Annotated in this window: 26 protein-coding genes and 1 riboswitch; of the genes, 13 read left to right on the top strand and 13 right to left on the bottom strand. The window is 67.3% G+C overall.

The genetic code is table 11. The annotated features are described in order from the left end of the window. Nucleotides 1-34: 34 nt before the first annotated feature. From ACODRV_RS08180 to ACODRV_RS08150, 7 genes are all read right to left on the bottom strand, one after another. Nucleotides 35-406 carry a hypothetical protein gene (locus tag ACODRV_RS08180; protein ID WP_488907988.1) on the bottom strand — a complete coding sequence of 124 codons (372 nt, stop codon included), beginning with the start codon at nucleotides 404-406 and terminating at the stop codon, nucleotides 35-37. Beyond that, nucleotides 393-734 (bottom strand): hypothetical protein, encoded by a 342-nt coding sequence (locus ACODRV_RS08175; RefSeq protein WP_141626373.1) that lies wholly within the window; start codon nucleotides 732-734, stop codon nucleotides 393-395. Before ACODRV_RS08175 ends, ACODRV_RS08180 begins: the two co-directional genes overlap by 14 nt. A 138-nt stretch (nucleotides 735-872) precedes the next feature. Beyond that, nucleotides 873-3,293, bottom strand: coding sequence for a TonB-dependent receptor plug domain-containing protein (locus ACODRV_RS08170; protein ID WP_488907987.1), 2,421 nt, complete (start codon nucleotides 3,291-3,293; stop codon nucleotides 873-875). A 293-nt stretch (nucleotides 3,294-3,586) separates the two neighbouring features. Beyond that, nucleotides 3,587-3,698, bottom strand: a riboswitch (SAM riboswitch). Between the two features lie 109 nt (nucleotides 3,699-3,807). Beyond that, the gene (rplI, locus tag ACODRV_RS08165; protein ID WP_141626375.1) at nucleotides 3,808-4,392 is read right to left on the bottom strand and encodes a 50S ribosomal protein L9; all 585 of its coding nucleotides are present in this window, start codon (nucleotides 4,390-4,392) and stop codon (nucleotides 3,808-3,810) included. Nucleotide 4,393: 1 nt separating this feature from the next. Next, nucleotides 4,394-4,669 (bottom strand): 30S ribosomal protein S18, encoded by a 276-nt coding sequence (gene rpsR, locus ACODRV_RS08160; protein WP_092311918.1) that lies wholly within the window; start codon nucleotides 4,667-4,669, stop codon nucleotides 4,394-4,396. A 12-nt stretch (nucleotides 4,670-4,681) separates the two neighbouring features. Further along, nucleotides 4,682-5,065, bottom strand: coding sequence for a 30S ribosomal protein S6 (rpsF, locus tag ACODRV_RS08155; protein ID WP_141626376.1), 384 nt, complete (start codon nucleotides 5,063-5,065; stop codon nucleotides 4,682-4,684). 196 nt (nucleotides 5,066-5,261) lie between these two features. Then, nucleotides 5,262-6,596: a serine hydrolase gene (locus ACODRV_RS08150; RefSeq protein WP_488907986.1), complete on the bottom strand. Its 1,335-nt coding sequence runs from the start codon at nucleotides 6,594-6,596 to the stop codon at nucleotides 5,262-5,264. A 276-nt stretch (nucleotides 6,597-6,872) separates the two neighbouring features. On the opposite strand from ACODRV_RS08150, the gene ACODRV_RS08145 reads away from it, so the two are divergent. After that, nucleotides 6,873-7,352 carry a phasin family protein gene (locus tag ACODRV_RS08145; RefSeq protein ID WP_141626377.1) on the top strand — a complete coding sequence of 160 codons (480 nt, stop codon included), beginning with the start codon at nucleotides 6,873-6,875 and terminating at the stop codon, nucleotides 7,350-7,352. Between the two features lie 64 nt (nucleotides 7,353-7,416). Here ACODRV_RS08145 and ACODRV_RS08140 read toward each other — a convergent pair whose 3' ends face one another. Then, a complete protein-coding gene (locus ACODRV_RS08140; protein WP_141626378.1) occupies nucleotides 7,417-7,905 on the bottom strand; it encodes a nuclear transport factor 2 family protein in 489 nt (162 codons plus the stop codon). A 529-nt stretch (nucleotides 7,906-8,434) separates the two neighbouring features. On the opposite strand from ACODRV_RS08140, the gene clpS reads away from it, so the two are divergent. The 5 genes from clpS (at nucleotide 8,435) to ACODRV_RS08115 (ending at nucleotide 12,989) form a co-directional block, all read left to right on the top strand. Further along, on the top strand, nucleotides 8,435-8,767 hold the full coding sequence (gene clpS, locus ACODRV_RS08135; RefSeq protein ID WP_141626379.1) for an ATP-dependent Clp protease adapter ClpS: 333 nt from the start codon (nucleotides 8,435-8,437) through the stop codon (nucleotides 8,765-8,767). 13 nt (nucleotides 8,768-8,780) lie between these two features. Further along, a complete protein-coding gene (clpA, locus tag ACODRV_RS08130; protein ID WP_488907985.1) occupies nucleotides 8,781-11,093 on the top strand; it encodes an ATP-dependent Clp protease ATP-binding subunit ClpA in 2,313 nt (770 codons plus the stop codon). Between the two features lie 85 nt (nucleotides 11,094-11,178). Next, entirely contained in the window at nucleotides 11,179-11,562 is a 384-nt protein-coding gene (locus ACODRV_RS08125; protein WP_141626381.1) for a hypothetical protein, read from the top strand. A 10-nt stretch (nucleotides 11,563-11,572) separates the two neighbouring features. Continuing rightward, nucleotides 11,573-12,406, top strand: a complete 834-nt coding sequence (locus ACODRV_RS08120) for a hypothetical protein (RefSeq protein WP_141626382.1) — start codon at nucleotides 11,573-11,575, stop codon at nucleotides 12,404-12,406. A gap of 1 nt (nucleotide 12,407) precedes the next feature. Beyond that, nucleotides 12,408-12,989, top strand: coding sequence for a DUF4287 domain-containing protein (locus tag ACODRV_RS08115; RefSeq protein ID WP_141626383.1), 582 nt, complete (start codon nucleotides 12,408-12,410; stop codon nucleotides 12,987-12,989). A gap of 14 nt (nucleotides 12,990-13,003) precedes the next feature. On the opposite strand, the gene ACODRV_RS08110 is transcribed toward ACODRV_RS08115, so the two are convergent. Next, complete coding sequence (locus tag ACODRV_RS08110; RefSeq protein ID WP_141626384.1) at nucleotides 13,004-13,312, bottom strand: CsbD family protein; 309 nt, start codon at nucleotides 13,310-13,312, stop codon at nucleotides 13,004-13,006. 191 nt (nucleotides 13,313-13,503) lie between these two features. Here ACODRV_RS08110 and ACODRV_RS08105 point away from each other — a divergent pair, with 191 nt between their 5' ends. Next, a complete protein-coding gene (locus tag ACODRV_RS08105) occupies nucleotides 13,504-14,094 on the top strand; it encodes a DUF2239 family protein (protein WP_141626385.1) in 591 nt (196 codons plus the stop codon). Here ACODRV_RS08105 and ACODRV_RS08100 read toward each other — a convergent pair. The 3 genes from ACODRV_RS08100 to ACODRV_RS08090 all read right to left on the bottom strand — a co-directional run bounded on the left by ACODRV_RS08100 (nucleotide 14,091) and on the right by ACODRV_RS08090 (nucleotide 17,555). Beyond that, nucleotides 14,091-15,842 (bottom strand): ATP-binding protein, encoded by a 1,752-nt coding sequence (locus tag ACODRV_RS08100; RefSeq protein ID WP_205750878.1) that lies wholly within the window; start codon nucleotides 15,840-15,842, stop codon nucleotides 14,091-14,093. The two genes, ACODRV_RS08105 and ACODRV_RS08100, sit on opposite strands and share 4 nt — an antisense overlap. 199 nt (nucleotides 15,843-16,041) lie before the next feature. Further along, the gene (gene cobS, locus ACODRV_RS08095) at nucleotides 16,042-17,046 is read right to left on the bottom strand and encodes a cobaltochelatase subunit CobS (RefSeq protein WP_488907984.1); all 1,005 of its coding nucleotides are present in this window, start codon (nucleotides 17,044-17,046) and stop codon (nucleotides 16,042-16,044) included. An 80-nt stretch (nucleotides 17,047-17,126) separates the two neighbouring features. Further along, on the bottom strand, nucleotides 17,127-17,555 hold the full coding sequence (locus tag ACODRV_RS08090; protein WP_488907983.1) for an organic hydroperoxide resistance protein: 429 nt from the start codon (nucleotides 17,553-17,555) through the stop codon (nucleotides 17,127-17,129). A gap of 128 nt (nucleotides 17,556-17,683) precedes the next feature. Between ACODRV_RS08090 and ACODRV_RS08085 the strand changes: the two genes are divergently transcribed. Further along, nucleotides 17,684-18,130 (top strand): MarR family winged helix-turn-helix transcriptional regulator, encoded by a 447-nt coding sequence (locus ACODRV_RS08085; protein ID WP_488907982.1) that lies wholly within the window; start codon nucleotides 17,684-17,686, stop codon nucleotides 18,128-18,130. Here the strand turns inward: ACODRV_RS08085 and ACODRV_RS08080 are convergent. Next, nucleotides 18,127-18,801 carry a J domain-containing protein gene (locus ACODRV_RS08080; RefSeq protein WP_488907981.1) on the bottom strand — a complete coding sequence of 225 codons (675 nt, stop codon included), beginning with the start codon at nucleotides 18,799-18,801 and terminating at the stop codon, nucleotides 18,127-18,129. The genes ACODRV_RS08085 and ACODRV_RS08080 overlap by 4 nt on opposite strands. A 45-nt stretch (nucleotides 18,802-18,846) precedes the next feature. Between ACODRV_RS08080 and ACODRV_RS08075 the strand changes: the two genes are divergently transcribed. The 5 genes from ACODRV_RS08075 to ACODRV_RS08055 all read left to right on the top strand — a co-directional run bounded on the left by ACODRV_RS08075 (nucleotide 18,847) and on the right by ACODRV_RS08055 (nucleotide 23,797). After that, on the top strand, nucleotides 18,847-19,149 hold the full coding sequence (locus tag ACODRV_RS08075) for a BolA family protein (RefSeq protein ID WP_488907980.1): 303 nt from the start codon (nucleotides 18,847-18,849) through the stop codon (nucleotides 19,147-19,149). 105 nt (nucleotides 19,150-19,254) lie between these two features. After that, nucleotides 19,255-21,066 carry an ATP-binding protein gene (locus ACODRV_RS08070; RefSeq protein ID WP_488907979.1) on the top strand — a complete coding sequence of 604 codons (1,812 nt, stop codon included), beginning with the start codon at nucleotides 19,255-19,257 and terminating at the stop codon, nucleotides 21,064-21,066. 166 nt (nucleotides 21,067-21,232) lie between these two features. Continuing rightward, complete coding sequence (locus tag ACODRV_RS08065) at nucleotides 21,233-21,676, top strand: RcnB family protein (RefSeq protein ID WP_488907978.1); 444 nt, start codon at nucleotides 21,233-21,235, stop codon at nucleotides 21,674-21,676. A 126-nt stretch (nucleotides 21,677-21,802) separates the two neighbouring features. Then, nucleotides 21,803-22,780, top strand: a complete 978-nt coding sequence (locus tag ACODRV_RS08060) for a mechanosensitive ion channel family protein (protein WP_488907977.1) — start codon at nucleotides 21,803-21,805, stop codon at nucleotides 22,778-22,780. Between the two features lie 3 nt (nucleotides 22,781-22,783). Then, a complete protein-coding gene (locus tag ACODRV_RS08055) occupies nucleotides 22,784-23,797 on the top strand; it encodes a threonine aldolase family protein (RefSeq protein WP_488907976.1) in 1,014 nt (337 codons plus the stop codon). Nucleotides 23,798-23,822: the final 25 nt, after the last annotated feature.

Genomic DNA, 23,822 nt, shown 5'->3' with positions numbered 1-23,822 from the left:
GCCGGGAGCGGGGCAGGGACGGGATCGTCCCCGATCAATCCCATCGAGTGCTTTCCGTCAGCGCCCGGTCGATAAGATCGGCGGGGATGACCGATGACTGACCGCGGCCTGCCTCCCGGATAATGGCTGCCAGCTCCGTTGTTTCCTGTGATCCGGGCTCGGGCAGTTCGAGGATCACGGGCGCGCCTGACCTCGGGCTTGCGTTCGACCCGACCGGACCCAGATCGAAGCTCACATTCGCGGTCCGGCGTCGTTCGCTTCCCAGCTTGAGGCCTGTGACGAAGGCGATGTTGACGTTTGCATCGCCCGCGCCCCGGCGGCTGAACAGCGGCTGGTCCAGTCGGGAATAGGCCGGGGCGATCTCCGCCCGAAAGCCGTCCAGGAACCGCGCGTCAAATCCGAACACAGCGTCCTTGTGACCCCAGGGTCGGGCCGCGCAGGACAGCGAGACAGAAGCGGTCCCCTGCTGTGGGCCGATACAAAATCTGGGCGTTCCGGACCATGTAGGTGGCGCTCGACGCCTCATCTGACCGAACACGAACGACAGCCGCCTCGGTCCTGTCGGTGGTGATCGCCAGTGCGCCTTCCCGAACCGGGTTCTCGAAATCACAACCGGCGTCAGGGCGCGACCAGGCGATCAGGGCGACCTCTGACGAGGTCGGGCGGGGCGCCGTCGTCGCGCAGCCCGTCACGCCCGCGCACAGCGCGCTGAGAGTCAGCATGATGAGCCGCATTGAAAACTCCCCCGAAGCCGAGGGGGCGAGCCCCTCCTTCCTGCACTCTAGGCGGGTGAGGCCGACACGACCATGCCTTGAAACTGAGTCGCCGTCCCCGAAAGCGCGGCGCGCTCCCGGGGACCGACGTTCATCCGATCACCAGTTCAGGCCGATGCGGGCATAGACGAAGCGCCCGTTGAAGCCGAACGGCGAGTAGAAGGGGAAGCCCAGCACGCCGTTGCTGTTCAGCGTCGCCGGCACCGCGTCCGGGTATTCGTCAAACGCGTTGTCGACGCCCAGCGCCAGGGTGACCCGGTCGTTCGGCTTGAACCGCCCCTCGAAGTCCGCGACCACCTTGTCGCCGGTCGAATAGTCCGCGGCCGCCGTCGTGCCCGGTTGCAGCACGCTGGCGTAATAGGTCGCGCGGGCGGTGATGCCCCAGCGGCCATAGCTCCAGTCGGTCGTGCCCGACACCTTGGTGTCCGGCGTGCCTTCCTCGATGGTCAGGACGCGGCTGCGGGCGAACAGCGGCGGCACCGGGCTCAGCACCGACGACGAGGTCGGCAGGCGCGTGACCTCCACATCGTTGAAGTTGGCGGCCACGGTGAAGTCCCAGTCGCCATAGGTGTCGTCGCTCAGGCGGTAGCGGCCGACCACGTCCACGCCCTTGGTCGTGGTGTCCACGCCGTTCAGGAAGAAGCGCGCGGCTTGCACGCCCAGCGGGTCCAGCAGCGAGGCGACCTGCGGGCTGAAGCTGCGGTTGATCAGCTCCGACAGGACGATCTGGTCCTCGATGTCGATCTGGTAGGCGTCGATCGTCAGGTTGAAGTCGCCGAAGCGGAAGACCGCGCCGAGGGTGTAGTTGACCGAGGTTTCGGCATCCAGCGGCTGGGCGCCCAGCAGGGTCGCGACCGTGCTGGTGGCCGGGAAGGTGCCGGTCTCCACGACGGCGCCGCTCTGGATCACCGAGCTGGTCGAGGTGAAGTAGGACTGCTGCAGCGACGGCGCGCGGAAGCCCGTCGAGGCCGAACCGCGCAGGGCGAACCACGGGGTGAAGTCGTAACGAGCCGAGATCTTGCCCGTCGTGGAGTTGCCGAAGTCGGAATAGTCCTCGAACCGCACGGCGCCGGCGATGGTGAACTGTTCGGTGATCGGGGCCTCGACATCGACATAGACGCCGACGGCGGTGCGGTCCTCATCCACCTCGTTCGACGGCTGGAAGCCGACAAAGCCCTGGGCGCCGCCCGCCAGCGCGGTGTTCCCGCCCAACGGACCGCGATCCCAGGACTCCGCCTGACCGGCCTGGATCTCATAGGTCTCGCGACGGGCCTCCAGACCGGCGGCGACGTTCAGCGGGGCGTACAGGCCCACATCGAACTGGCGCGAGACATCCGCGCCCAGCACCAGCTGGTCATAGATCAGCGCGCCGGAATCGAAGCTGGTCGGCGAGGCCGCGCCATAGGTGGCGTTCAGCGAGTCCTCGGTGCGGAAGTCCAGGGCGTTGCGGCCGTAAACGAGGTTCACATCCGCGTCCCAGCCGCCGATCGAGCCGCGCAGGCCCCCGGCCAGCGACACGTCCTGCGAGTTGATGGCGATCTTGGGCAGGAAGCCGTTGGGATAGATGGCGGCGACATTGTTCACGTTCGAGGCGAGGCGCGGGAAGGCGGCGCTTTCGCTGTCGCGGTCCTGATAGCCGGCCCAGCCATAGGCCTCCCAGCCGTTGCCGAGCGGGGCGCCGGCGTTGGCGAAGACGGTCCACTGCTCGACCTCCGGATCACCGAAGCGGGCGGTGACAGCATTGGGCGTCACGCGCGGATCGAGGTCGGAACGGTTGGTCGGGTCGCGTTGCAGGTATTCGGCGCTCAGCGTCAGATAGCCGCCGTCGCCCAGACCAAAGCCCTGCCAGGCCGAGGCGGTGATGGTGCCGCCGTCCTGCTCGTCGCGCCCCGGAGCGCGGGCGGTATCGACGGTGGTGTAGTACTGACCCAGAGTGATCGTCGCGCCGCCGCCGTGGTCCGCCTGTCGCAGACGAAGGTTGATCACCCCGGCGATGGCGTCTGACCCGTACTGGGCCGAGGCGCCGTCACGCAGCACCTCGACACGGTCCAGCGCGCCGGACGGGATGGTGTTCAGGTCCACCGCCGCAGAGCCGCGGCCGACCGAGCCGTTGACGTTGACCAGCGCCGAGGCGTGACGGCGCGTGCCGTTCACCAGCACCAGCGTCTGGTCCGGCGACAGGCCGCGCAGGGTGGCCGGACGGATCGAGTCCGTGCCGTCCACCACGGCGGGCCGCTGGAAGGTCAGCGAGGGAACGGACTGCGCCAGCGCGGCGGCCAGTTCGGTGGTGCCCCGGTTCTGCAGGTCTTCCTGGGTGACCACGTCGACCGGGGCGAGGGTGTCCAGCCGCGAGCGGTTGGGGGCGCGGGTGCCGGTGACGACGACCTCGTCGATCTCGGTCGCATCGGGCTGGGTGGATTGCGGGGCGGTCTGCGCCTGCGCCTGCGCGGCGCCGGCCAGCAGGGCGGTGGCCGAGGCGGCGGCGAACAGGGTGGCGCGGACGCGGGTGGTGGTGGTCATGACAGTCTCTTCTCGATGAGGCGCAGGCGCCCGGTCGGTGTCGCGCGCGGCGATCACCGGGGGTCCGGGCTGGCGATTTCTGATGTTCTGTTCGGGCGGGAGGCCCGGCGGGTCAGCCGATTACAGCGAACGGCGACATCGCATGGACCCGGTGCGACACATAAGGTGGCGCGGCGCGCGGACATCGGCGGCGAGAGCGGTCAGGGCGTAGGTCTTGTCAGCACGCATTGTCGTCTCCTGCTCGATCAGGAACGCCTGCGGTGACAGATGGTGGGAGTCCGGCTGGGACCGGCCTCTCATCTGCCGCGACCCGGGGAGGGGTCCCGAAGGAGTTGGCACCTTACGGACGGTCCGCAGGTTGCCCCGACGTCAAAGGGCCTATCCCTCAGCCGGTCTCGATGAGCTGTTCCGATATTGCGGTGCGTCATAAATGCGTCAAGGACGGGCCTGAAAAAAGTTCGGCGGCGCGGGGCTTCCCCCACGCCGCCGTGTCTTTCAGGCATCAGTAACGGTGTTAGGCTTCGGAGCCCAGACCGTCCTGTTGGCCGGCGCCGCCGGCGACCATGTCCGCGGCCTGTTCGGCGGCGGCTTCACGGTCTTCTTCGTATGCCGACTTGATCACGTCCTCGCCCTTGGCTTGACGCTCGGCTTCTTCAGCCGAACGGGCGACGTTGATCTTGACGGTGGCCGAGACCTCGGCGTGCAGGCGAACCAGCACCTCGTGGACGCCCAGCGTCTTGATCGCCGTGTTGAGCACGACTTGCGAACGCTCGACCTTGCCGCCTTCAGCCTGAACGGCTTCAGCGACGTCGCGACCGGCGACCGAACCGTACAGCTGACCGGTTTCACCGGCCTGACGGATCATCACGTAGGTCTGGCCGTCGATCTTGTCGGCGACCTTCTGCGCGTCGGCCTTGTTCTTCTCGTTGCGCTGCTCGATGGCGGCGCGGTCGAGTTCGAAGGCCTTCAGGTTGGCGGCGGTGGCCCGGCGGGCCTTGTCGCGCGGCAGAAGGAAGTTGCGAGCGAAGCCGTCCTTGACAGTGACGACGTCGCCGATGGCGCCGAGGTTATCGACGCGTTCCAGCAGAACGACCTTCATCTTACTTCACCACGTAGGGCAGGAGGGCCAGGTAGCGCGCGCGCTTGATGGCCTTGGCCAGCTCGCGTTGCTTCTTCTGGGAGACAGCCGTGATGCGCGACGGAACGATCTTGCCGCGCTCGCTGATGTAGCGTTGCAGCAGCTTGACGTCCTTGTAGTCGATCTTCGGCGCGTTCGGGCCGGAGAACGGGCACACCTTGCGGCGACGGAAGAACGGGCGACGGGCGGGGCCGGAGCCGGCCGGCGCGCCCGGGGTCGGGGCGGTGGTATCGGTCATGTTCCGGGTTCCTTACGCTTCGACCGCGGCGTCTTCGCGGGGACCGCGCTCACGCTCACGTTCGCGTTCACGTTCACGACGGGCCAGCAGCGGCGACAGTTCCAGGTCGAGTTCCTCGACGCGGACGGTCAGCCAGCGCAGCACGTCTTCGTTGATCGACAGCTGACGCTCGACTTCGGCCATGGCGGCCGGAGGGGCGTCGACGGCCAGCAGCGAATAGTGAGCCTTGCGGTTCTTCTTCACGCGGTAGGTCAGGTTGCGCAGACCCCAGTACTCGATCTTGGCGACAACGCCGCCGGCTTGTTCGATCAGAGTCTTGATGGTGTCGTTCAGCGCTTCGGCCTGCTGCGCCGAGATATCCTGGCGCGTCATGACCGTGTGCTCGTAAAGAGCCATGCGGTATTCTCCCTTGTGGACGTCGGCGCGGGCGGACCGGGTTCAGTCCGTTCCACGATGGTTCCCGAGGCGGCGGCCGGGATGACTTCCCGAACCCTTTGGAGCTCCGCGCCGGGACCGAGGCCCTGGAAAGCGGGCGCGTATAGGGGAAAAGCGGCCGGGGAGCAAGGCTTCGGGCGATGCGTCGGCCCCGCGCCTACTCCGGCCGGATCACCGTGCAGTCCCAACGGCGCTCGGCCAGGGCTTCGCAGGCGGCGCGGGCGCCCGCTTCGGTCATGCCGGTGAAGCGCGAACGATACCAGCCCGAGGCGTTCTGCACCGTGCGCTCGGCGTTGGCGAACTGTCGGCTGTAGCGGCGGCTGACCTCGGTCAGCCAGTTGCGGGCCACCGTCTCGTCGCGGAAGGCGCCGACCTGCACGGTCCAGCGACCGGCGGGCTCACGCGCGGGACGCGGCGGCGTGCGGGCCGGAGGCGCGGCGCGAGGCACCACGGGACGGGGCGCGGTCGGAGCGACGCCGCCGTTGAGGATGGCCGTTATCCCCTCGTCGTCATTGTCGTCATTGACCGTCGCGTACTGGACCGGTGCGCCCGACGGGGAAGGCGAGGGCGCTCCGGGCGCGGCCGGGACGTTGCCGAAGCCCCGCTGCTCGAAGAACAGCTGCGCCACCTGGATCTGCTGGCCGGACCGGCGCAGGCGCATCACCTCGAAGCCAGTGTCGGTCAGGGCGGCGACGTGGGCGTTGCGGCTCGCGGAGGACTGGCCGCCCAGCACCACGGTGATCAGGCGTTTCCCGTCCCGCACCGCCGAGGCCATGATGTTCGAGCCCGAGGCGTTGGTCAGGCCGGTCTTCATTCCGTCATAGCCGCCGCCGGTGCGCAGCAGGCCGTTGGTGTTGGTGTAGGTCCGGCCGCCATAGACCCAGTCATGGATACCCAGGAAGCGATAGTATTGCGGATAATCCCGCATCACCGCCCGGCCCAGGATGGCCAGATCGCGCGCCGTGGTCAGCTGGCGGGCGTCCGGCAGGCCGTTGGCGTTCACATAGCGCGTGTGGGTCATGCCCAACTCCTGCGCCTTCAGCGTCATCTGGGCGGTGAAGCGGGCTTCCGAACCGCTGATATGCTCGGCGATGGCCACCGCCATGTCGTTGGCGCTGCGCACGGCGGTCGCCTTGATCGCGTCTTCCAGCGTGATGGTCTGGCCGGCGCCCAGGCCCAGCTTGGACGGCGGCTGGCTGGCGGCGCGGGGTGAGACGGTGATCACATCGTCCAGCCGCGCGCGGCCCGCGGCCAGGGCCTCGAACGCCAGATACAGGGTCATCACCTTGGTCACCGACGCCGGGTAGCGGCGATTGTCGGCATAGCGGGCGAACAGCACCTCGCCGGTCTCGGCGTCCACGACGATGGAGGCGTAGGCCGGGTTCACCTGGGCCTCGGCCGTCGTGACCGGCGCGCTGACGGGCGTCGCCATCATGACGGCGATCATCACCAGCGACAGCCATCCCCGGCGGAGCAGTGTGGTCAGACGCAAGCGAGCCTCGATCCGATAGCGCGACGACGGCCCCCCGGCGTGACGCTGAAGATAAAGGCTACCATCGCGTGGACGGGGTTTCATGAGGGTAAACGACCCGTCAACGACTTTGTGAAGCGTGGCGGTAACGGCGTTTGATGAAGTTTTTGTGCAGTGCACAATGAACCCTTGACCGCTTTTCGCACTTGCACCATATGAGCGACGTCGCGATGGCTTCATCCGTCGCGGAAAAATTCACCAGCGGCCCCCGCCGCCCAAGGTTCAGGAGACACTCCCATGGCCGACAGCGCCGAAACCGTGAAGAAGACCGTCGAAACCGCCAAGGCGACCGTCGAGAAGACCACCGCCCAGGCTGAAAAGTTCCAGGCCGCCGGCGCCAAGGCATTCCGTGAAGGCGTCGACAAGTCGGTCGCCGGCCTTGCCGAGCTGAACGCCGAGGGCAAGAAGAACGTCGAGGCGCTGGTCGCTTCGGCCACCGCCGCCCAGAAGGGCGCCGAGACCCTGTCGGCCGCCTCGCTGGCCTATGGCAAGAAGAGCTGGGAAGACGGCGTCGCCGCCGCCCAGTCGCTGGCCTCGGCCCGCTCGGTCCAGGAACTGATCGAGCTGCAGACCTCGTGGGCCAAGTCGGCCGCCGAGACCTATCTGTCGGAAGTCTCGAAGATGACCGACGTCTTCACCGCCTCGGTGAAGGACAGCTTCAAGCCGATCAACGAGCGCGTCACCGCCTCGGTCGAGAAGTTCCAGGCCGCCCGCTGAGGCGTTCTGACTTCAGAAGTAAGCGTTGCGAAGGCCCCGGTGGAAACGCCGGGGCCTTTTGCGTTCACTCGCTCGCCGCCGCGTGGTCGAGGCTGAACGTCCGGGCCATGCGCCACTGGCCGTCCGCCTCCAGCTTCCACAGGACGACGAAACGGGCGCGGCCGACGAGGCTCTGCGGGCCTTCGCCCTGCCGTTCGTAGAACAGGTGCTGCCCTTCCGCGACCGCGCCGTATCCGGGTATGGCCTGCACCCGGAAGGTCTCCGGGACCAGCACCCGGCGTGAGCGGTACGCGTCGGGAGCCTTCTTCGTCTCGCAGCTTCGACGATAGTCCTCCACGAAGACCTCCCGCCCCAGCATGGCGCCGCCCTTGTCGTGATAGAATTCCAGATCGCCGGTCACGAGGTCCGACAGCGCCGCCGGATCGCACTCGTCGAACATCACCCGGAACAGGGTCGCGTCCCGCGCCCGCAGGGTATCGGTCAGGGCGGGCTGGTCCGGGATCGCAGGCGCGGCTTGCAGGGCGAGGGCGGCCAGCAGGGCGGGGAACAGCATCGGGTCACTCCGGATGAAGACGCCCGACGCTGACCCGCGCTGCGGCCGATGTCCCGTGAAACTTCGGTCATCCCACACACGCCCTCTCCCGATGGGAGGGGGAACATCGCGGCTTATGTCCAAATTTGACGCACCAGCATGCCAGACTGTCCTCCGGTCTTTGACATCGCCGCTGCTCGCTCTCTCCACTGGTTGAGTTGTTCCCGCATCGCTCGCCTCACGGGAAAAAGTGCACGATGTGCACTCCATTTTTTTCCGAGTGCACATCTTCCCGCCGGACGGGGTGGTGTTCGCTTTCCACCACCGGAACGGCGGATGACGGTGAGGGAGCCCGCGCGAAGCGCCAGCCCGCGTCGGGTCGGGAGGTCCCGAAGGGCCGACGGCCCGCGGGCCACTCAAATGCCAGGCCGCGTCGGGTCGAGAAGGAGCCTTCTGATCGCGGCCGAACAGAAAGCTGTGACTTGCCGCATCTGGAAAACCATCGGACAGTTCCCATCTGTCCATCCGACTCCCCCACATCGGACAACGAATGCCGCCGTCACGAAAGATCGGCGATCAGGGTCAGGGCTCCGGCTCCGCCACGATCACCGAAACAAAGCCGAAGCTTCAGAAGCCCTCGCTGTATCGGGTGCTGATCCTGAATGACGACTACACGCCGATGGAGTTCGTCATCTACGTGCTGGAGCGGTTCTTCCAGAAGAGCCGCGAGGACGCGACCCGCATCATGCTGCATGTGCATCAGCATGGCGTCGGGGTGTGCGGCGTCTTCACCTACGAAGTGGCCGAAACCAAGGTCGCCCAGGTGGTCGAGACGGCGCGCCGTCACCAGCATCCTCTGCAATGCACGATGGAAAAGGACTGAGAGGAACCTCCCTATGCCTTCATTTTCCCGTCCTCTCGAAGAAACCCTGCACCGCGCGGTGCACTATGCGAACGAGCGCCGTCACGAGTACGCGACGCTTGAGCACCTGCTGCTGGCGCTGATCGACGATCCGGACGCCGCCAATGTGATGACGGCGTGCAACGTCGAACTGACCGCGCTCAAGACCGCCCTGACCCTTTACGTCGACACCGATCTGGCCGCGCTGGCGACTTCGGACGGCGACGACGCCAAACCGACCGCCGGCTTCCAGCGCGTGATCCAGCGCGCGGTGATCCATGTGCAGTCGTCGGGCCGCGAGGAAGTCTCGGGCGCCAATGTGCTGGTCGCCATCTTCTCCGAGCGCGAAAGCCACGCCGCCTACTTCCTGCAGGAGCAGGACATGACGCGGTACGACGCGGTCAACTTCATCGCCCACGGCATCGCCAAGAAGGCCGGCGCGGGCGAAACCCGTCCGGCCAAGGCCGCCGGCGCCGGTCCCGAGGACGCCGAGGACGCCGCCGCCGCCAAGACCGGCGGGGAGGCGCTCGAGGCCTACTGCGTCGATCTCAACGAGAAGGCCCGCAACGGCAAGATCGATCCCCTGATCGGCCGTCACGCCGAGGTCGAACGCTCGATCCAGATCCTTTGCCGCCGAACCAAGAACAATCCGTTGCTGGTCGGTGATCCGGGCGTCGGCAAGACGGCCATCGCCGAAGGTCTGGCGCGCAAGATCGTCAATCACGAAGTGCCCGAGGTGCTGGAAGGCGCCACCATCTACAGCCTCGACATGGGCGCTCTGCTGGCGGGCACCCGCTATCGCGGCGACTTCGAGGAGCGCCTGAAGCAGGTGGTCAAGGAACTGGAGAACCACGAGAACGCGGTCCTCTTCATCGACGAGATCCACACCGTCATCGGCGCCGGCGCGACCAGCGGCGGGGCGATGGATGCGTCCAACCTGCTGAAGCCGGCGCTGGCGTCGGGCTCACTGCGCTGCATGGGCTCCACCACCTACAAGGAGTACCGCCAGCATTTCGAGAAGGACCGCGCCCTGGTGCGACGGTTCCAGAAGATCGACGTCAACGAGCCCACGGTCGAGGACACCATCAAGATCCTGAAGGGTTTGAAGACCAGCTACGAGACGCACCACAAGCTGCGCTACACCGACGCCGCCATCCGCACGGCGGTGGAGCTGTCGGCCCGCTACATGACCGACCGCAAGCTGCCGGACAAAGCCATCGATGTGATCGACGAGGCCGGGGCGTCGCAGATGCTCGTGCCGGAATCGAAGCGGAAGAAGGTCATCGGCCAGAAGGAGGTCGAGGCCGTCATCGCCAAGATGGCCCGCATCCCGACCAAGTCGGTCTCCAAGTCCGACACCGAGAGCCTGCGTGAGCTTCAGACCGATCTGAACCGCGTCGTCTTCGGTCAGGAGTCGGCGATCGATCAGGTCTCGGCGGCGATGAAGCTGGCCCGCGCCGGTCTGCGCGACCCCAACAAGCCCATCGGCGCCTTCCTGTTCTCCGGCCCCACCGGCGTCGGCAAGACCGAGGTGGCCAAGCAGCTGTCGTCCACCCTGGGCATCGAGATGCTGCGCTTCGACATGTCCGAGTACATGGAGCGGCACACCGTCTCGCGTCTGATCGGCGCCCCTCCGGGCTACGTCGGTCACGATCAGGGCGGCCTGCTGACCGACGCCGTCGACCAGCACCCGCACGCCGTCGTCCTGCTGGACGAGATCGAGAAGGCGCACCCGGACATCTACAACATCCTGCTCCAGGTGATGGACAACGGGGTGCTGACGGACGCGGTCGGCAAGAAGGTCGACTTCCGGAACGTCATCCTGATCATGACCACCAACGCCGGCGCCGCCGACAACGCCCGGGCCGCCATCGGCTTCGGTCGCGGCAAGGTCGAGGGCGAGGACGACAAGGCCATCCAGCGCCTGTTCGCGCCGGAGTTCCGCAACCGTCTGGACGCCATCGTCGCGTTCAAGGCGCTGGACTCCGAGACGATCAAGTCGGTGGTGTCCAAGTTCGTCATGCAGCTGGAAGCCCAGCTGGGCGACCGCAACATCACCATCGAACTGACGGACGAAGCCGCCGACTGGCTGGCCAAGAACGGCTTCGACGAGCTGTACGGCGCCCGCCCGCTGGCCCGGACCATCCAGGAGCACATCAAGAAGCCCCTGGCGGACGACATCCTGTTCGGTCGCCTGACCCGCGGCGGACACGTCAAGGTCCAGCTGAAGGACGGCAAGATCGACTTCGACATCGCCCCCGCGACCGGCCCGGCCGCCAAGGTGAAGGAAGACGAGGCGGCGGAGTAGGCTGCGCGCCACAAGAACTGATGGGGCCCTTGGCAGCGATGTCAGGGGCCTTCGTCTATCGAGGGGCCACTGTGGGGGAGATGCTTTGAGAGTTCTGGATCACGCGCCCGCGTCCTGGTTTCTGCTGGAAGAGGGGCAGCGCCTCTACCTGGATGTGAACTGCAACCATCACATCGTCGGCCACACCGTCCTGATCCCGCTTGATAGTGAAGAGCTTGGACGGTTCCGCAGCGAAGGTCGTCTCTTTCTTGATGAGCTGAGCGCCGACATTCAGCAAAGCGGGGCGGGCGTGCTGCCGACTTCGCCCTACACCGCGCGCGATCTTACCCGTACCTTGGGGGAGGACGTCATGCGCGCGGTCGAGGAATGGCGGACAAGCTTTGCCCACTTGCCTCCGGCTCCGTCGCCCAGACCAGTTGTTCCGCCTCAGTCTCGCTTGCGTAAGTTCTGGATCAGCCTTTTCGGATGAGGCCGCCGAGATGAAAATCCTGCTGCAGACCACCATCCCGTTCTTCGGGGACGACTGGCATATCGGCCGGTTCTCGCAACTGACCGCCCATCTGTCGGGGCTGGACGGGGTCGAGGTCACGGCCCGTGACCGCGCCACGCCCGCAGGCCAGACCGACCCGGTCATCGGGGCGCTGGCCGACAGCGACTACGATCAACTCTGGCTGTTCGCGGTCGACACCGGCGACGGGCTGAACGCCGAGGAGTGCGCGGCCATCCGCGCCTTCCGTGATCGGGGCGGCGGGCTGATGGTCACGCGGGACCACATGGATCTCGGCTCCTGCGTCTGCTCGCTCGGCGAAGTCGGCACCGCCCACTACTTCCATTCCAGCAGTCCGGACCCGGACCCCGCGCGGAACGCCCGCGACGATGTGGCGACCGGCTACATCGACTTCCCCAACTATCACTCCGGCGCCAACGGCGACTGGCAGGCGATCCGGGCGGTTGGGGAAGCGCACCCGCTGTTGCGCGACCGCGATGGGGTGCTGGACCGTCTTCCGGCCCACCCGCACGAGGGCGGGATCGGCGTGCCGGCCGGGGCGTCCGCGCGGGTGATCGCCACCGGCGTCAGCAAGGTCACCGAGCGGCCCTTCAACATCGCCGTCGCCTTCGAGGATGAAGGCAAGGGCAGGGGGCTGGCCCAGAGCACCTTCCACCACTTCGCCGACTACAATTGGGATCCCCGTCTAGGCTGCCCCAGCTTCGTCAGCGAGCCGCCGGGCGACGGCATGGTCCGTGACCCCGAGGGCTTGCGCCAGACCCGCCAGTACATGACCAACCTCGCCGCCTGGCTTTCGGGAGGTTGAGATGGGCGACAAGGGACTGACCGGGCGTCAGACGAAGTGGTTCGCGACGGTCGAGGCCAATTTCGAGGCCCGGACCGGCCGCCCGCTGGCGGTCTGGGTGGACATCCTGAAGAAGGGCTGCCCCGAGACCCGGCCCAAGGCCCAGGCCGCCTGGCTGAAGGCCTCCTACGGCATCGGCGCCAACCATGCGGCCCACATCCTCAACGCGGCCCGACCCGCCGATCAGCTGAGCTGGGATGACGCCGAGGCCCTGCGCGCCGCCCTCTGGGCCGAGCCCCGGTCGCTGGCCATCCTTGAGGCGCTCGAGCGCAAGACGGCGGGGGTGGAGGGTGTCATCTCGGGTCAGCGCAAGGGCTACACAAGCTTCTCCCGCGCGGTGCAGTTCGCGGCCATCCGTCCGCTGAAGGGCGGCAAGGCCTTGCTCGGACTGAAGCTCGATCCGTCGGCGTCCGAGCGCCTGTCTTCACCGGCGCGGATGGAAAGCTGGTCCGAACGCCTCATCGCCGTGGTCGAACTGGACGGCCCCGGCGCGGTCACAGACGAAATCGGCCGCCTGTTCGCACAGGCGGCCGACAACGGTTAGGGGAGGGAGAACTCCTAGCGGCGACGGCCGCTCAGGCTGCCCAGCACCAGCAGGGCGCCGGCTACGATGCCGGTGGTCAGCAGGGGCTTGCGGCGGGCGAAGTCCAGACCCTGACGGGCCTTGTCCTGATACTGGGCCGGCGCCTTGGCGACCAGACCGTCCAGACCGTCGATGACGCGGCCATAGGCGTCCAGGGCCTTGCCCTTCACTTCGTTCAGCTTGCCGTCGAACTGGAGTTTGCTGTCGCCCGTCAGACGGCCGAGGCCGGACTGGGTCTTGCCCTCGATTTCAGTGGCGATGCCTTCGATGCGCTGGTCGGTCATTGGGTTCTCTTGGAATGATGCGGAGCCGGGGAGGCCATGCCGACACAGCGCGGAAGCGGGGCCGGAGTTCCGTGCCGATGGCGGGTTCTTCGTCGCGTGCCGGCCTGAATTATATCCGGGTAATATTGACGGGCCGGTTTTACCCGGATAAATCACATCGTGTCTGCCGCTCCCTGCCGCCCGAGGCCCCCATGTCCGCCACCCCGACCCAGCCCGTCTACGCCTTCGCCGGCGACCTGCTCTTGGCCCACGGCCCTCTGGGCGAGGGCCTGCCGGTGGTCCACGCCGCGGCGCAGGGCGGTCTGGGTGTGCTGGTCTTCGACGCGGCCACCGGCAAGGTCATTGATCTGGACCTGCGCGGGACAGCCGACGAGGCGCTGGCCCGGCTGGCGTCCACGCCGGAGGGGGAGCCAGGGAAGCGGGGGCCGGGGCGTCCCAAGCTGGGCGTCACCCCGCGCGAGGTGACCCTGCTGCCGCGTCACTGGGACTGGCTGTCGAGCCAGCCGGGCGGGGCCTCGGTGGCGCTGCGCAAGCTGGTCGAGACCGCGCTGAGGGAGACCGAAGGGCCGACGCTGGCGCGCCGCGCCCGGGATGCCACCTACGCCTTCATGACCGCCATCGCGGGCGACAGGCCCGGCTATGAGGAGGCGACGCGGGTGCTGTTCGCCGGCGACTGGACCGCCTTCGACATGGCGATCGAGGCCTGGCCCGCCGACGTCCGGCAGGCGGTGTCGGAGATGGCCGAGCCCGGCTGGCGCAACGGGCTGGGCCGCCCCCGCTAGGCGGCTTCGGCTTCCGCCACGCCCGCAAGGGCGCCGTGCAGGGCCTCGATCTCGATGGGCTTGCGCAGAACACCGTCCGCCCCCGCGGCCCGATAGCGGGCCACGTCCTCGTCGAAGACGTTGGCGGTCAGCATATGGATCGGCAGGCGGGGGCGGCCGGACGAGGCCTCCTCCGCCCGGATGGCGCTCAGGGCCTGAACCCCGTCCATGACCGGCATCATGACGTCCATCAGGACCAGATCGAAGCCGCCGCCCCGGGCCGCCGTGACGGCCTCCGCGCCGTTCTCGACCAGCGTCACCTTCGCCCCGAACTGCTCCAGCAGCAGGGTCAGCAGGCGGCGGTTGGCCTCGTGATCCTCGGCGGCCAACACCGACAGGGGGCGGACCTCCGCGGCGGGCGCCCTGGTCGCCTTCAGTGCCGCGCGGCGAGCCGGAAGCTCGACCCGGAACAGGGCGCCGCCGTCCGCGCCGTCGGTCACGGCGATGGAGCCGCCCAGCCCTTCCACATTGGCCCGGCAGATGGCGAGGCCCAGTCCGGCGCCGCCCGCGGCCCGCCCGGCCTCCAGTTGCTCGAACGGCTGGAAGATGCGGGCGCGCTGGTCCTCCGGCACGCCCGGCCCCTGATCCTCGACCTCGATCAAGAGCGCCACCTGATCGCCGTCCAGCGGTGCGGCGAAGGCGCGGATGCGGATGACGCCTGCGGGGGTCAGTTTCAGGGCGTTGGACAGCAGGTTGATCACCACCTGCTCGATCCGGCCGGCGTCGGTGGCGACGATGAAGTCTTCCGGCGCGCCATGGCACTCGACCTCCAGCGTCAGGCCCAGCTCCTCGCCGCGCAGGCGCCAGACCCGGGCGATGGAGGTCGCCACGGCGCGGATGTCCACCGGCTCCAGCTTCGGCTCGCTCTGGCCCGACTCGATCCGCGACAGGTCCAGCGCGCCGTTGAGCAGACGCAGCAGCATGCCTCCGGCGTCTCCCATGTCCTCGACCAGTCCGGCTTCCTCCTTGCCCCGTCGCTTGCGGCGCAGCACCTCGACGATGCCGAGAATGACATTCAGCGGGGTGCGGACTTCATGGCTGATCATGGCCAGGAAGCGGGACTTGGCGCGGTTGGCCTGCTCGGCCGCCTCGCGTCCGGCGCGGGTTTCGTCCAGGGCGGCGCGCAGCTCGTCCGAGCGCCGGGTCAGATCGACGTACAGCTCGACCGTCTCGCGGTCGCTGGTGGCCTGACGCCAGGCGGCGCCGGTGACGCCCAGGATAAACAGCAGCAGGCTGGTCAGCACCCCCGGATTGTCGCCGAACTCGCCCCAGCCGATGATGGCCATGGCGATGGAAGGCGGAACCACCGCGACGATGAAGCTCAACCCGCTGGCGTGCACCTGCAGCGCGCCGACCATCAGGTTCCCGGCGATCAGCATGGCGACCTGCGGCAGCAGTTGGGGCTCCAGCTTCCACATCGCCAGCACGAACAGGCTGGTGTGCATCGCCAGGCAGAAGGTGAGCAGTTCCGTCTGCGTCTTCAGCCGTCGCCAAGCGCCGTCAGCCCCGGGGTTCAGCCGCACGGCTTCCACCACGCGCCACAGCAGCACGTAGAGGATGATCTGGATGATGGCGAAGCTGACCGCCCACGGCCAGGGGGCCAGCCACAGGGCGATACCGAAGATGCCCGCCACGGACAGCAGCCGGATCAGGAACATATCCCGATAGCGGGTCGCATAGGCCCGCACATGCTCCACGCTCTTGATCACTGATACGCCCGCCTGAACTTGCGGAGGCAGGCCTTAAACGGTGCAGCTTAAGGAGGGGAAAACGCCCGTTCTTTTCATCTCCCGTGCCTCCGTCGGTGATGTCCAGCGCAACACTTGTCGTCGGGGCACGGCGTCACCAGCCGTTGTCAGAAGAGTGCGGACTGGGCGCGCCGGATTGCGTCAGCCTTCAGGTCAGGGATCACCCCACCTTCACCCGCGTCGCCGCTTCCGGCAGGTCCTCGCCGAAGGCGCGTTGGTAGAACTCCGCGATGGTCGGGCGTTCCAGTTCGTCGCACTTGTTCAGGAAGGTCAGGCGGAAGGCCAGACCGATGTCGCCGCCGAAGATCTGGGCGTTCTGGGCCCAGGTGATGACGGTGCGGGGGCTCATGACGGTCGAGATGTCGCCGTTCATGAAGGCATTGCGGGTCATGTCGGCGACGCGGACCATGGCGGCCACGGTGCGGCGACCATCGGCGGTGTCGTACTCCGGCGCCTTGGCGACCACGATGCCCGTCTCGACGTCATGGTCGAGATAGTTGAGCGTGGTCACGATGTTCCAGCGGTCCATCTGGCCCTGATTGATCTGCTGGGTGCCGTGGTACAGGCCCGAGGTGTCGCCCAGACCGATGGTGTTGGTGGTCGAGAACAGGCGGAACCACTTGTTCGGACGGATGACGCGGTTCTGGTCCAGCAAGGTCAGGCGGCCCTGCGCCTCCAGCACGCGCTGGATGACGAACATCACGTCGGGGCGGCCCGCGTCATACTCGTCGAAGACCAGCGCGATCGGGCGCTGCAGGGCCCAGGGCAGCATGCCCTCGCGGAACTCGGTGATCTGCTTGCCGTCCTTCAGGACGATGGCGTCCTTGCCGACAAGGTCGATCCGGCTGACGTGGCTGTCGAGGTTCAGGCGGACCAGCGGCCAGTTCAGGCGGGCGGCGACCTGCTCGATGTGGGTCGACTTGCCGGTGCCGTGATAGCCCTGAACCATGACCCGGCGGTCGAAGCTGAAGCCGGCGCAGATGGCCAGCGTCGTCTGCGGGTCGAAGCGGTAGGCGTCGTCGATCTCGGGCACATGGCTGTCGCGTTCTGCGAAGACCGGCACGGTCATGTCGCTGTCGATGCCGAACAACTCACGCACCGTGGCGTTGCGGTGCGGCTCCAGCGTCAGCAGGGGATCGGGCGTCGAGTCGAGGAGGGAGGTCATGCAGTGCGATTACCGCACCCTCACGGGGTGGTCGAGACCCCCGCCGCCGTTGTGACGGCGGGGCTTCGAAAAGGGGTCGATCAGACCGCCTTCAGGGCCACGTCGACATTCCCGCGGGTGGCGTTGGAGTAGGGGCAGACCTGGTGGGCCTTCTGGATCAGATCGTCGATGACCGACTGCTCCAGACCGGTGTCCGAGACGGTGATGGCGATGTCCAGGTTGAAGCCTTCGCCGCGCGTGTTCGGGCCGATGCCGACGCTGGTGGCGATCTTGGTGTCGGGACCGACCGGGGTGCCCGCCTTGCCCGAGACCAGACGCAGGGCGCCCATGTAGCAAGCGGCATACCCGGCGGCGAACAACTGTTCCGGGTTGGTGCCCGCGCCGCCCTTGCCGCCCATTTCGGCGGGCAGGGACAGCAGGACGTCGATCTTGCCGTCATCGGTGGTCGAGCGGCCTTCGTCGCGGCCGCCGCCGGTGGAGGTAGCGTGGGCGGTGTAGAGGATTTGCATGGCGGGTCTCCTTGGCTGCCGTCGCGTCGGCGATTTGTTTATCGCGATAATGAATAGGTAGGCGGGGCCGGTCCGGCTGTCCAGCAGAAAGTTGGTGCGAGGGTAATTATTGTGATAAACAAATTCCCATGACCGCTTCCGCCATCCCGCCGCTGTCTCTCGACGACCAGCTCTGCTTTGCCCTGTACTCCGCCTCCATGGCGGTGGGGCGGCTGTACAAACCGCTGCTGGATGAAATGGGCATCACCTATCCGCAGTTCCTCGTCCTGACGGCGCTGAACGACGAGGGGACGCTGACGGTCGGCGGGCTGGCGGCGCGACTGGCGCTGGAGCCCAGCACGATCACCCCGCTGGTCAAGAGGCTGGAGGCAGCGGGCCTGGTCCGGCGCAAGCGGGGTTTGAAGGATGAGCGTCAGGTCGAGGTGTCGTTGACCGATGCGGGCGACGCGATCATCGCGCAGACCCCTTGTCTCGCCGAAGCCCTGCTGGCCAAGGCGGGCATGACGGTTGCGGACCTGAAAGACTTCAAGGCGCAGGTGCAGGCCTTCGGCGCCCGGATCGCAGCGGCGGTTTAGGCCGCCAGCCCGGCTTTCTTCAGCGTCTTGTAGGCCTTGATGACGCGCTGGAGCTTGGCTTCGGCGCCGCGGTCGCCCTGATTCAGGTCCGGATGGAAGCGCTTGAGAAGCTCATGATAGCGCGCCTTGACCGCCGTCTTGTCCGTGCGAACGTCGAGATCGAGATCGGACAGGGCGGCGCGCTCCAGCTTGCCGATGCGCAGGTCTTCCTGTCCGGCGGGCGAGGCGTGTTCAGTGGTGCGGCGGCCGAACAGGCCGAAGCTGTCGCGCCATGAGCCGGCGCCGGAGTTGTTGGCCGTACCCATCTTGGCGGCGAAGGCTGCGGCCTCGCGGGTGAACTTGCCGGCCTGCATTTCCCACGTCGGGCGACCGCCGGTCATGGCCTCGTTTTCCTGGGCGGCGCGGACCTGGCCCTCGCTCATCCCGGCGTAGAAATTCCAGCCCTTGTTGTACTCGCCCGCGTGGCGTTGGCAGAAGTCGTAGAAATCGTTCAGCCGCTCGCGCGATTTCGGCGCTCTGGCCGTTGCGGCCTGGCGGCAGTCGGGCCAGTTACAGGGCTTCTGACCGGGCTTCAGGTGCAGGACATCCGCCTCCGCAGCCTCTTCCTCGGGCTTGGGCGGCTTGATGCGCATATCCTTGAAGCGCGGCTTGTATTCGAACTCTGACGACATCGGCCCAAGTTTAGGGTCGAATTGGACGGCAACAAGGACTTGACGATGGTTGAAGGCCCTATCGCGACGATTATCCGCCGGAAATTGACGGCGGGGCTGGCGCCGGAGCGTCTGGAGCTCGAGGACGACAGCTGGCGGCACGCCGGGCACCATCACGAGGGCGGCATGGACGCCAGGCCGGGCGGCGAGTCGCACTTCAATCTTGTGATCGTCTCGTCCGCCTTCGAAGGACAGGGTCGCGTGCAGCGTCAGCGGGCCGTGAATGGACTGCTGCGTGAGGAACTGGCCGGACCTGTGCACGCCCTGTCGATCAAGGCGCTGACGCCGGCTGAGGCCACCGCAGCCTGAGGTCAGCGAACAAAGGTTGTCATATAAGCGTCAGCGTTCACTTCGTCTTAGGGGGTTCCACGTAGCGTCCGCGCCGGGTTGTGCAATCGCGTGGCGGGGCAGGGCATGGTTGAATCAGACGGCATCGGCAAACCCGCGGGGGAACCCGACGCCGGCGAGGCCGCACAGGCCCTGCGCGCCATCCTGCAAACGCAGTATCTGCGCTATCTGATCATCGCCAGCTGGGCGATCGGCCTGCTGGCCACCGTGGGCTGGACCGCCGCGACGCTGTGGTTCGTGGGCACCCTGGCCGCCGGCGCCATCCGTGGCGCCGTGGAGAAGCGCATCAGCCAGCGCGTGGGCGCGGGCTGGGGCATGGTCTTCCCCGCCGTCGCCACCGCCACCACCGCCGCCTGGGCCGTCGCGCCCCTGCTGGCCTGGTTCTCCGGCGCCACCTTTGGTCCGTCGCTGGGAATGACTCTTCTGGTCGCCGGCTATGTGCTGGTCTTCGCGCAGCTTCGCAGCTCGCCGCGTCAGGCCATTGTGATTTCGTCGCCCTATGGCGTGGCCGCGCTGATCATCGCCGCCAGCCTGTGGGGCAAGCCGGAGTTCTGGCAATTCCTGGCGGTGGTGCCGTTCACCGCCGCCGGTCTGTTCGTTCTGGTCACCATGACCATGCTGCGCGAGGAGCGTATCCGCGCCTTCCAGGAGCATCAGGCCCATCTGATCGAGGAACTGGAGTCGGCCCGCGACAAGGCGAACGCCGCCAACGACGCCAAGTCGAACTTCCTGGGTGTCATCTCGCACGAGCTGCGCACGCCGATGAACGGCGTGCTGGGCGCGGCCCAACTGCTGAGCGCGACCCGGTTGGAGCAGACCCAGCGGGAGTATCTGTCGATCATCCGCAACTCGGGCGACAACCTGCTGAGCCTTTTGAACGACATCCTCGACATGACCAAGATCGAGGCGGGCAAGATGACCTTCGAGGTCGTCGATGTGGACGTCGACGATCTGGACAAGCGCGTCATCGGCCCGTTCCAGGCCCAGGCCGAGGCCAAGGGACTGGACTTCGTCGCCGTGCGTGACGGCGAAATCCCGGCGACCGTGCGCGGTGATCCGCTGCGCGTCTGCCAGGTGATCCACAACCTGCTGTCCAACGCCGTCAAGTTCACCGATGGGGGGCAGATCACCTACACCGTCCGTGGCGAGCGTCTGGACGACAAGCGGGTGCGTTTCGACTTCATCGTGCGGGATTCGGGCGCGGGCATCGCGCCGGAAGATCTGGAGCGCCTGTTCCAACCCTTCACCCAGGTTGACGCCTCCTCGACGCGCCGGTTCGGCGGCACGGGGCTGGGGCTGACCATTTCGCGCCGGATGGCCAACATCATGGGCGGCGACATCACCGTCGATTCGATGGTCGGTGAAGGCTCGGTCTTCACCTTCAGCGTCGAGGCCGAGGTGGTGCGCTGGGAGCATGAGCAGGCGGCCGAGGCCATCATCGCCGAGGTTGAGGGCGGCCAGCTGCTGAACGTGCTGGTGGTCGAGGACCACCCGGTGAACCGGATGATCCTGGAAGCCTGGATGTCGTCGGCGGGCCATACCTCGGCGACCGCCGAGAATGGTCAGGTCGCCATCGAGGCGGCGGGCGAGCAGCGCTTCGACCTGATCATCATGGATGTGAACATGCCGGTGATGGACGGCCTGACCGCCACCCGCGCCATCCGCGCCGGGGGCGGTCCGAACTGCGAGACGCCGGTGGTGGTGCTGTCGGCTTCGGCGCGCACGGAAGATCATCAGGCCGGGCTGGACGCGGGCGCGGACGCCTACCTGAACAAGCCTATCGACTTCGCGGCGTTGGCCATGGTCATGAACCGCGTCGGCGCCGGCCGGGCAGGGGTTCAGGCCCTGTCGGCCATTCAGGAAGCGCAAGCGGCCTGAGCGGTTCACGTAACCGCCGCGTAACAGCCCTGAAACACTGAGGTCAGGAACCCGGCGCTGCGCTGAACGTCGGGTGATCCACCTCATTCAGGTCGGGCTCAAGGGGCGCGGTCCATTGTGTGGGCAAGTCGGGAGGTTCCCGGCTCTCAACACAGGAGACTGATCCATGAAGAAGATTCTGACCGCCGCGATCGCCGCGACCCTGGCTCTGGGTTCGGTCGGCATGGCGTCCGCCGCCGAGGCGCAGACGCGTGGCAATGACCGGTACGAGCAACGTCAGGACCGCCGCGATGATCGTCGCGACGACCGGGCCGACCGCCGCGAACAGCGTCAGGACCAGCGCGCCTACGCCCGCTGGCAGCGTTCAGAGCACCGCTATAACGCGGGACGCTATACGCCGCCCCGCGGCTTCCAGACCCGCGCCTGGGCCTATGGTCAGCGGATGCCCGCCAGCTACCGGTCCAGCAGCTATGTCGTGCGGAACTACAGCGCCTACGGCCTGCGCCGGCCGCCCTCGGGCTACCAGTATGTCCGTAGCGGCAATGATGTGGTCCTGACCGCCGTCGCGACCGGCCTGATCACCGCGGTGATCGCGGGTCTGTTCAACTAAGGTCCGGTATGAGAGTGGGACCGACGCCCCGGAGGGAACGCCCTCCGGGGCGTTTCCGTGTCCGAAAGCCTGACAGAATCCAGTCTTCGGGGTTCCAATCCAAGCCTCGTGCGTTAGACCCGCCCCATGTCCAATCTCGTTGCTCCCCTGAACGAGGCCGTCGCCGCAGGCCAGAAGGCCGCCGCCGTCGACGCCGCCATGATCGCCAAGCTGACCGATATGGCCGGCGACTTCGCGATCAACCTGTCCATCGCCGTGATCATCCTGATCGTCACCGTCTTCGTGTCGAAGTGGGCGGCCGGCGTGACGCGTCGAGCCCTGTCGCGGGTTCGGGGGTTCCGTCACGACCCGACGGTTCTGAGTTTCGCCGTGCAGGTCGTGCGGGTCGTGATCTTCATCGTCGGCTTCATCGCCGTTCTGCAGCGGCTGGGCGTGCAGACCACCTCGATCATCGCCGTGCTGGGCGCGGCCTCGCTGGCGGTCGGTCTTGCGCTGCAGGGGACCCTGTCGAACGTGGCGGCGGGGGTGATGCTGCTGGTCCTGCGGCCTTATCGGGTTGGCGATGTCGTGGACATCGGCGGCCGGGCCGGGACCGTGCAGCGGCTGGATCTGTTCCTGACCCAGATGGCGGACGCCAACAACGTCAAGATCGTGGTGCCGAACTCCAAGGTCTTTGGCGACACCATCCTGAACCTGTCCGGCCAGCGGACACGCCGCATGGAGCTGAAGATCGGCGTCGGCTACGGCGACAATCTGAACACCGCGCGCGAGGCGCTCATCAGCGCCGCCGAGGCGCATGATCTGGTGCTTTCTGATCCGGCGCCCTGGTGTGGTGTGACGGCCCTGCTCGACAGTTCGGTCGAGATGACGCTGCAGGCGTGGACCAGATCCGAGGACTACTGGCAGACCAAGGCCGATGTGCTGCAGGCCGCCAAGGAGGCGCTGGACGCCGCCGATATCGAAATTCCGTTCCCGCATCAGGTCGCCGTGCCTTATGGCGAGGACGACCAGCCGGAAGCGCCCCGGGCGCCGAAGGCTCGCAAGGGACCGGGCGGCGAGGCGTCGCCGTCCACCGGCCCGACCGATACCGCCAGCGAGGGATAGGCCGTGCGTTACGATTTCGGGTCCGACAACACCGCCGGCATGGCGCCCTCGGCGCTGCAAGGGTTGATCGCGGCCAATGACGGCTATGCCCGCGCCTATGGTTCGGACGACGTCACCGCCCGGGCGGCCGACCAGATTCGCCAGCGGCTGGATGCCGATGCCGAGGTTCGCTTCGTCTTTTCCGGTACTGCGGCGAACTCCATCGCCCTGTCGATGCTGGCCTGGCCGCATGAGGCGGTGCTGGCCCACCATGCGGCGCACATCTGCACCGACGAGACCGGGGCGCCCGGGTTCTTCGGTCAGGGCGTCGGCCTGATCGGCCTGCCGGGCTTTTCGGGCAAGATCGACCTGCTCTCGCTGCAGGCCGCGCTGGAAGAGCCGGAAGTCGGCCACCGTCAGCCTCCGGCGGCGCTGAGCGTGACCCAGTCCACCGAGTACGGCACGGTCTATACCGAAGAAGAGCTGCGCCACCTGATCGAGCCGGTGAAAGCCAAGGGGTACGGCGTGCACATGGACGGCGCGCGTCTGGCCAACGCGGCGGCGGCGGGGTTCGATCTGACCCAGATCGCGCGGCTGGGCGTGGACATTCTGGTGTTCGGCGGCGCCAAGGCCGGTGCGAACTGCACCGAGGCCATCGTGATGTTCGACAAGTCGCTGGCGCGGCGTATCGACAATCGCCTGAAACAGGCGGGACAGGTGGCGTCCAAGGGTCGGTTCCTGGCCGCGCCGTTGCTGGGACTTCTGGAAAGCGGAGATTGGGAGAGCGGCGCGGCCCACGCCAATCTGATGGCGCAACGGCTGGCCGCCGGGATCGAGATGAGCACGCCGTTCGTGCTGGCTCACCCGGTCGAGGCCAACGCGGTCTTCGTGCGGATGCCGCCCGAGGCGCATGAGCGGCTGAATGCGCTGGGCTGGGCCTGCTACCGCTTCGATGACGGCTCGGTTCGCTTCGTCTGTTCATGGGCGACGAAGGAAGAGACCGTCGACGCAGTGCTGGAGGCCATGCGCGGCCTTTAAGTCCGCTCTGGCGCCAGACTGCTGA

The organism is Brevundimonas sp. FG8, from assembly GCF_057808845.1.
The sequence above is the reverse complement of the archived record's forward strand: the minus strand, read 5'-3'. Positions and strand labels throughout refer to the sequence as shown.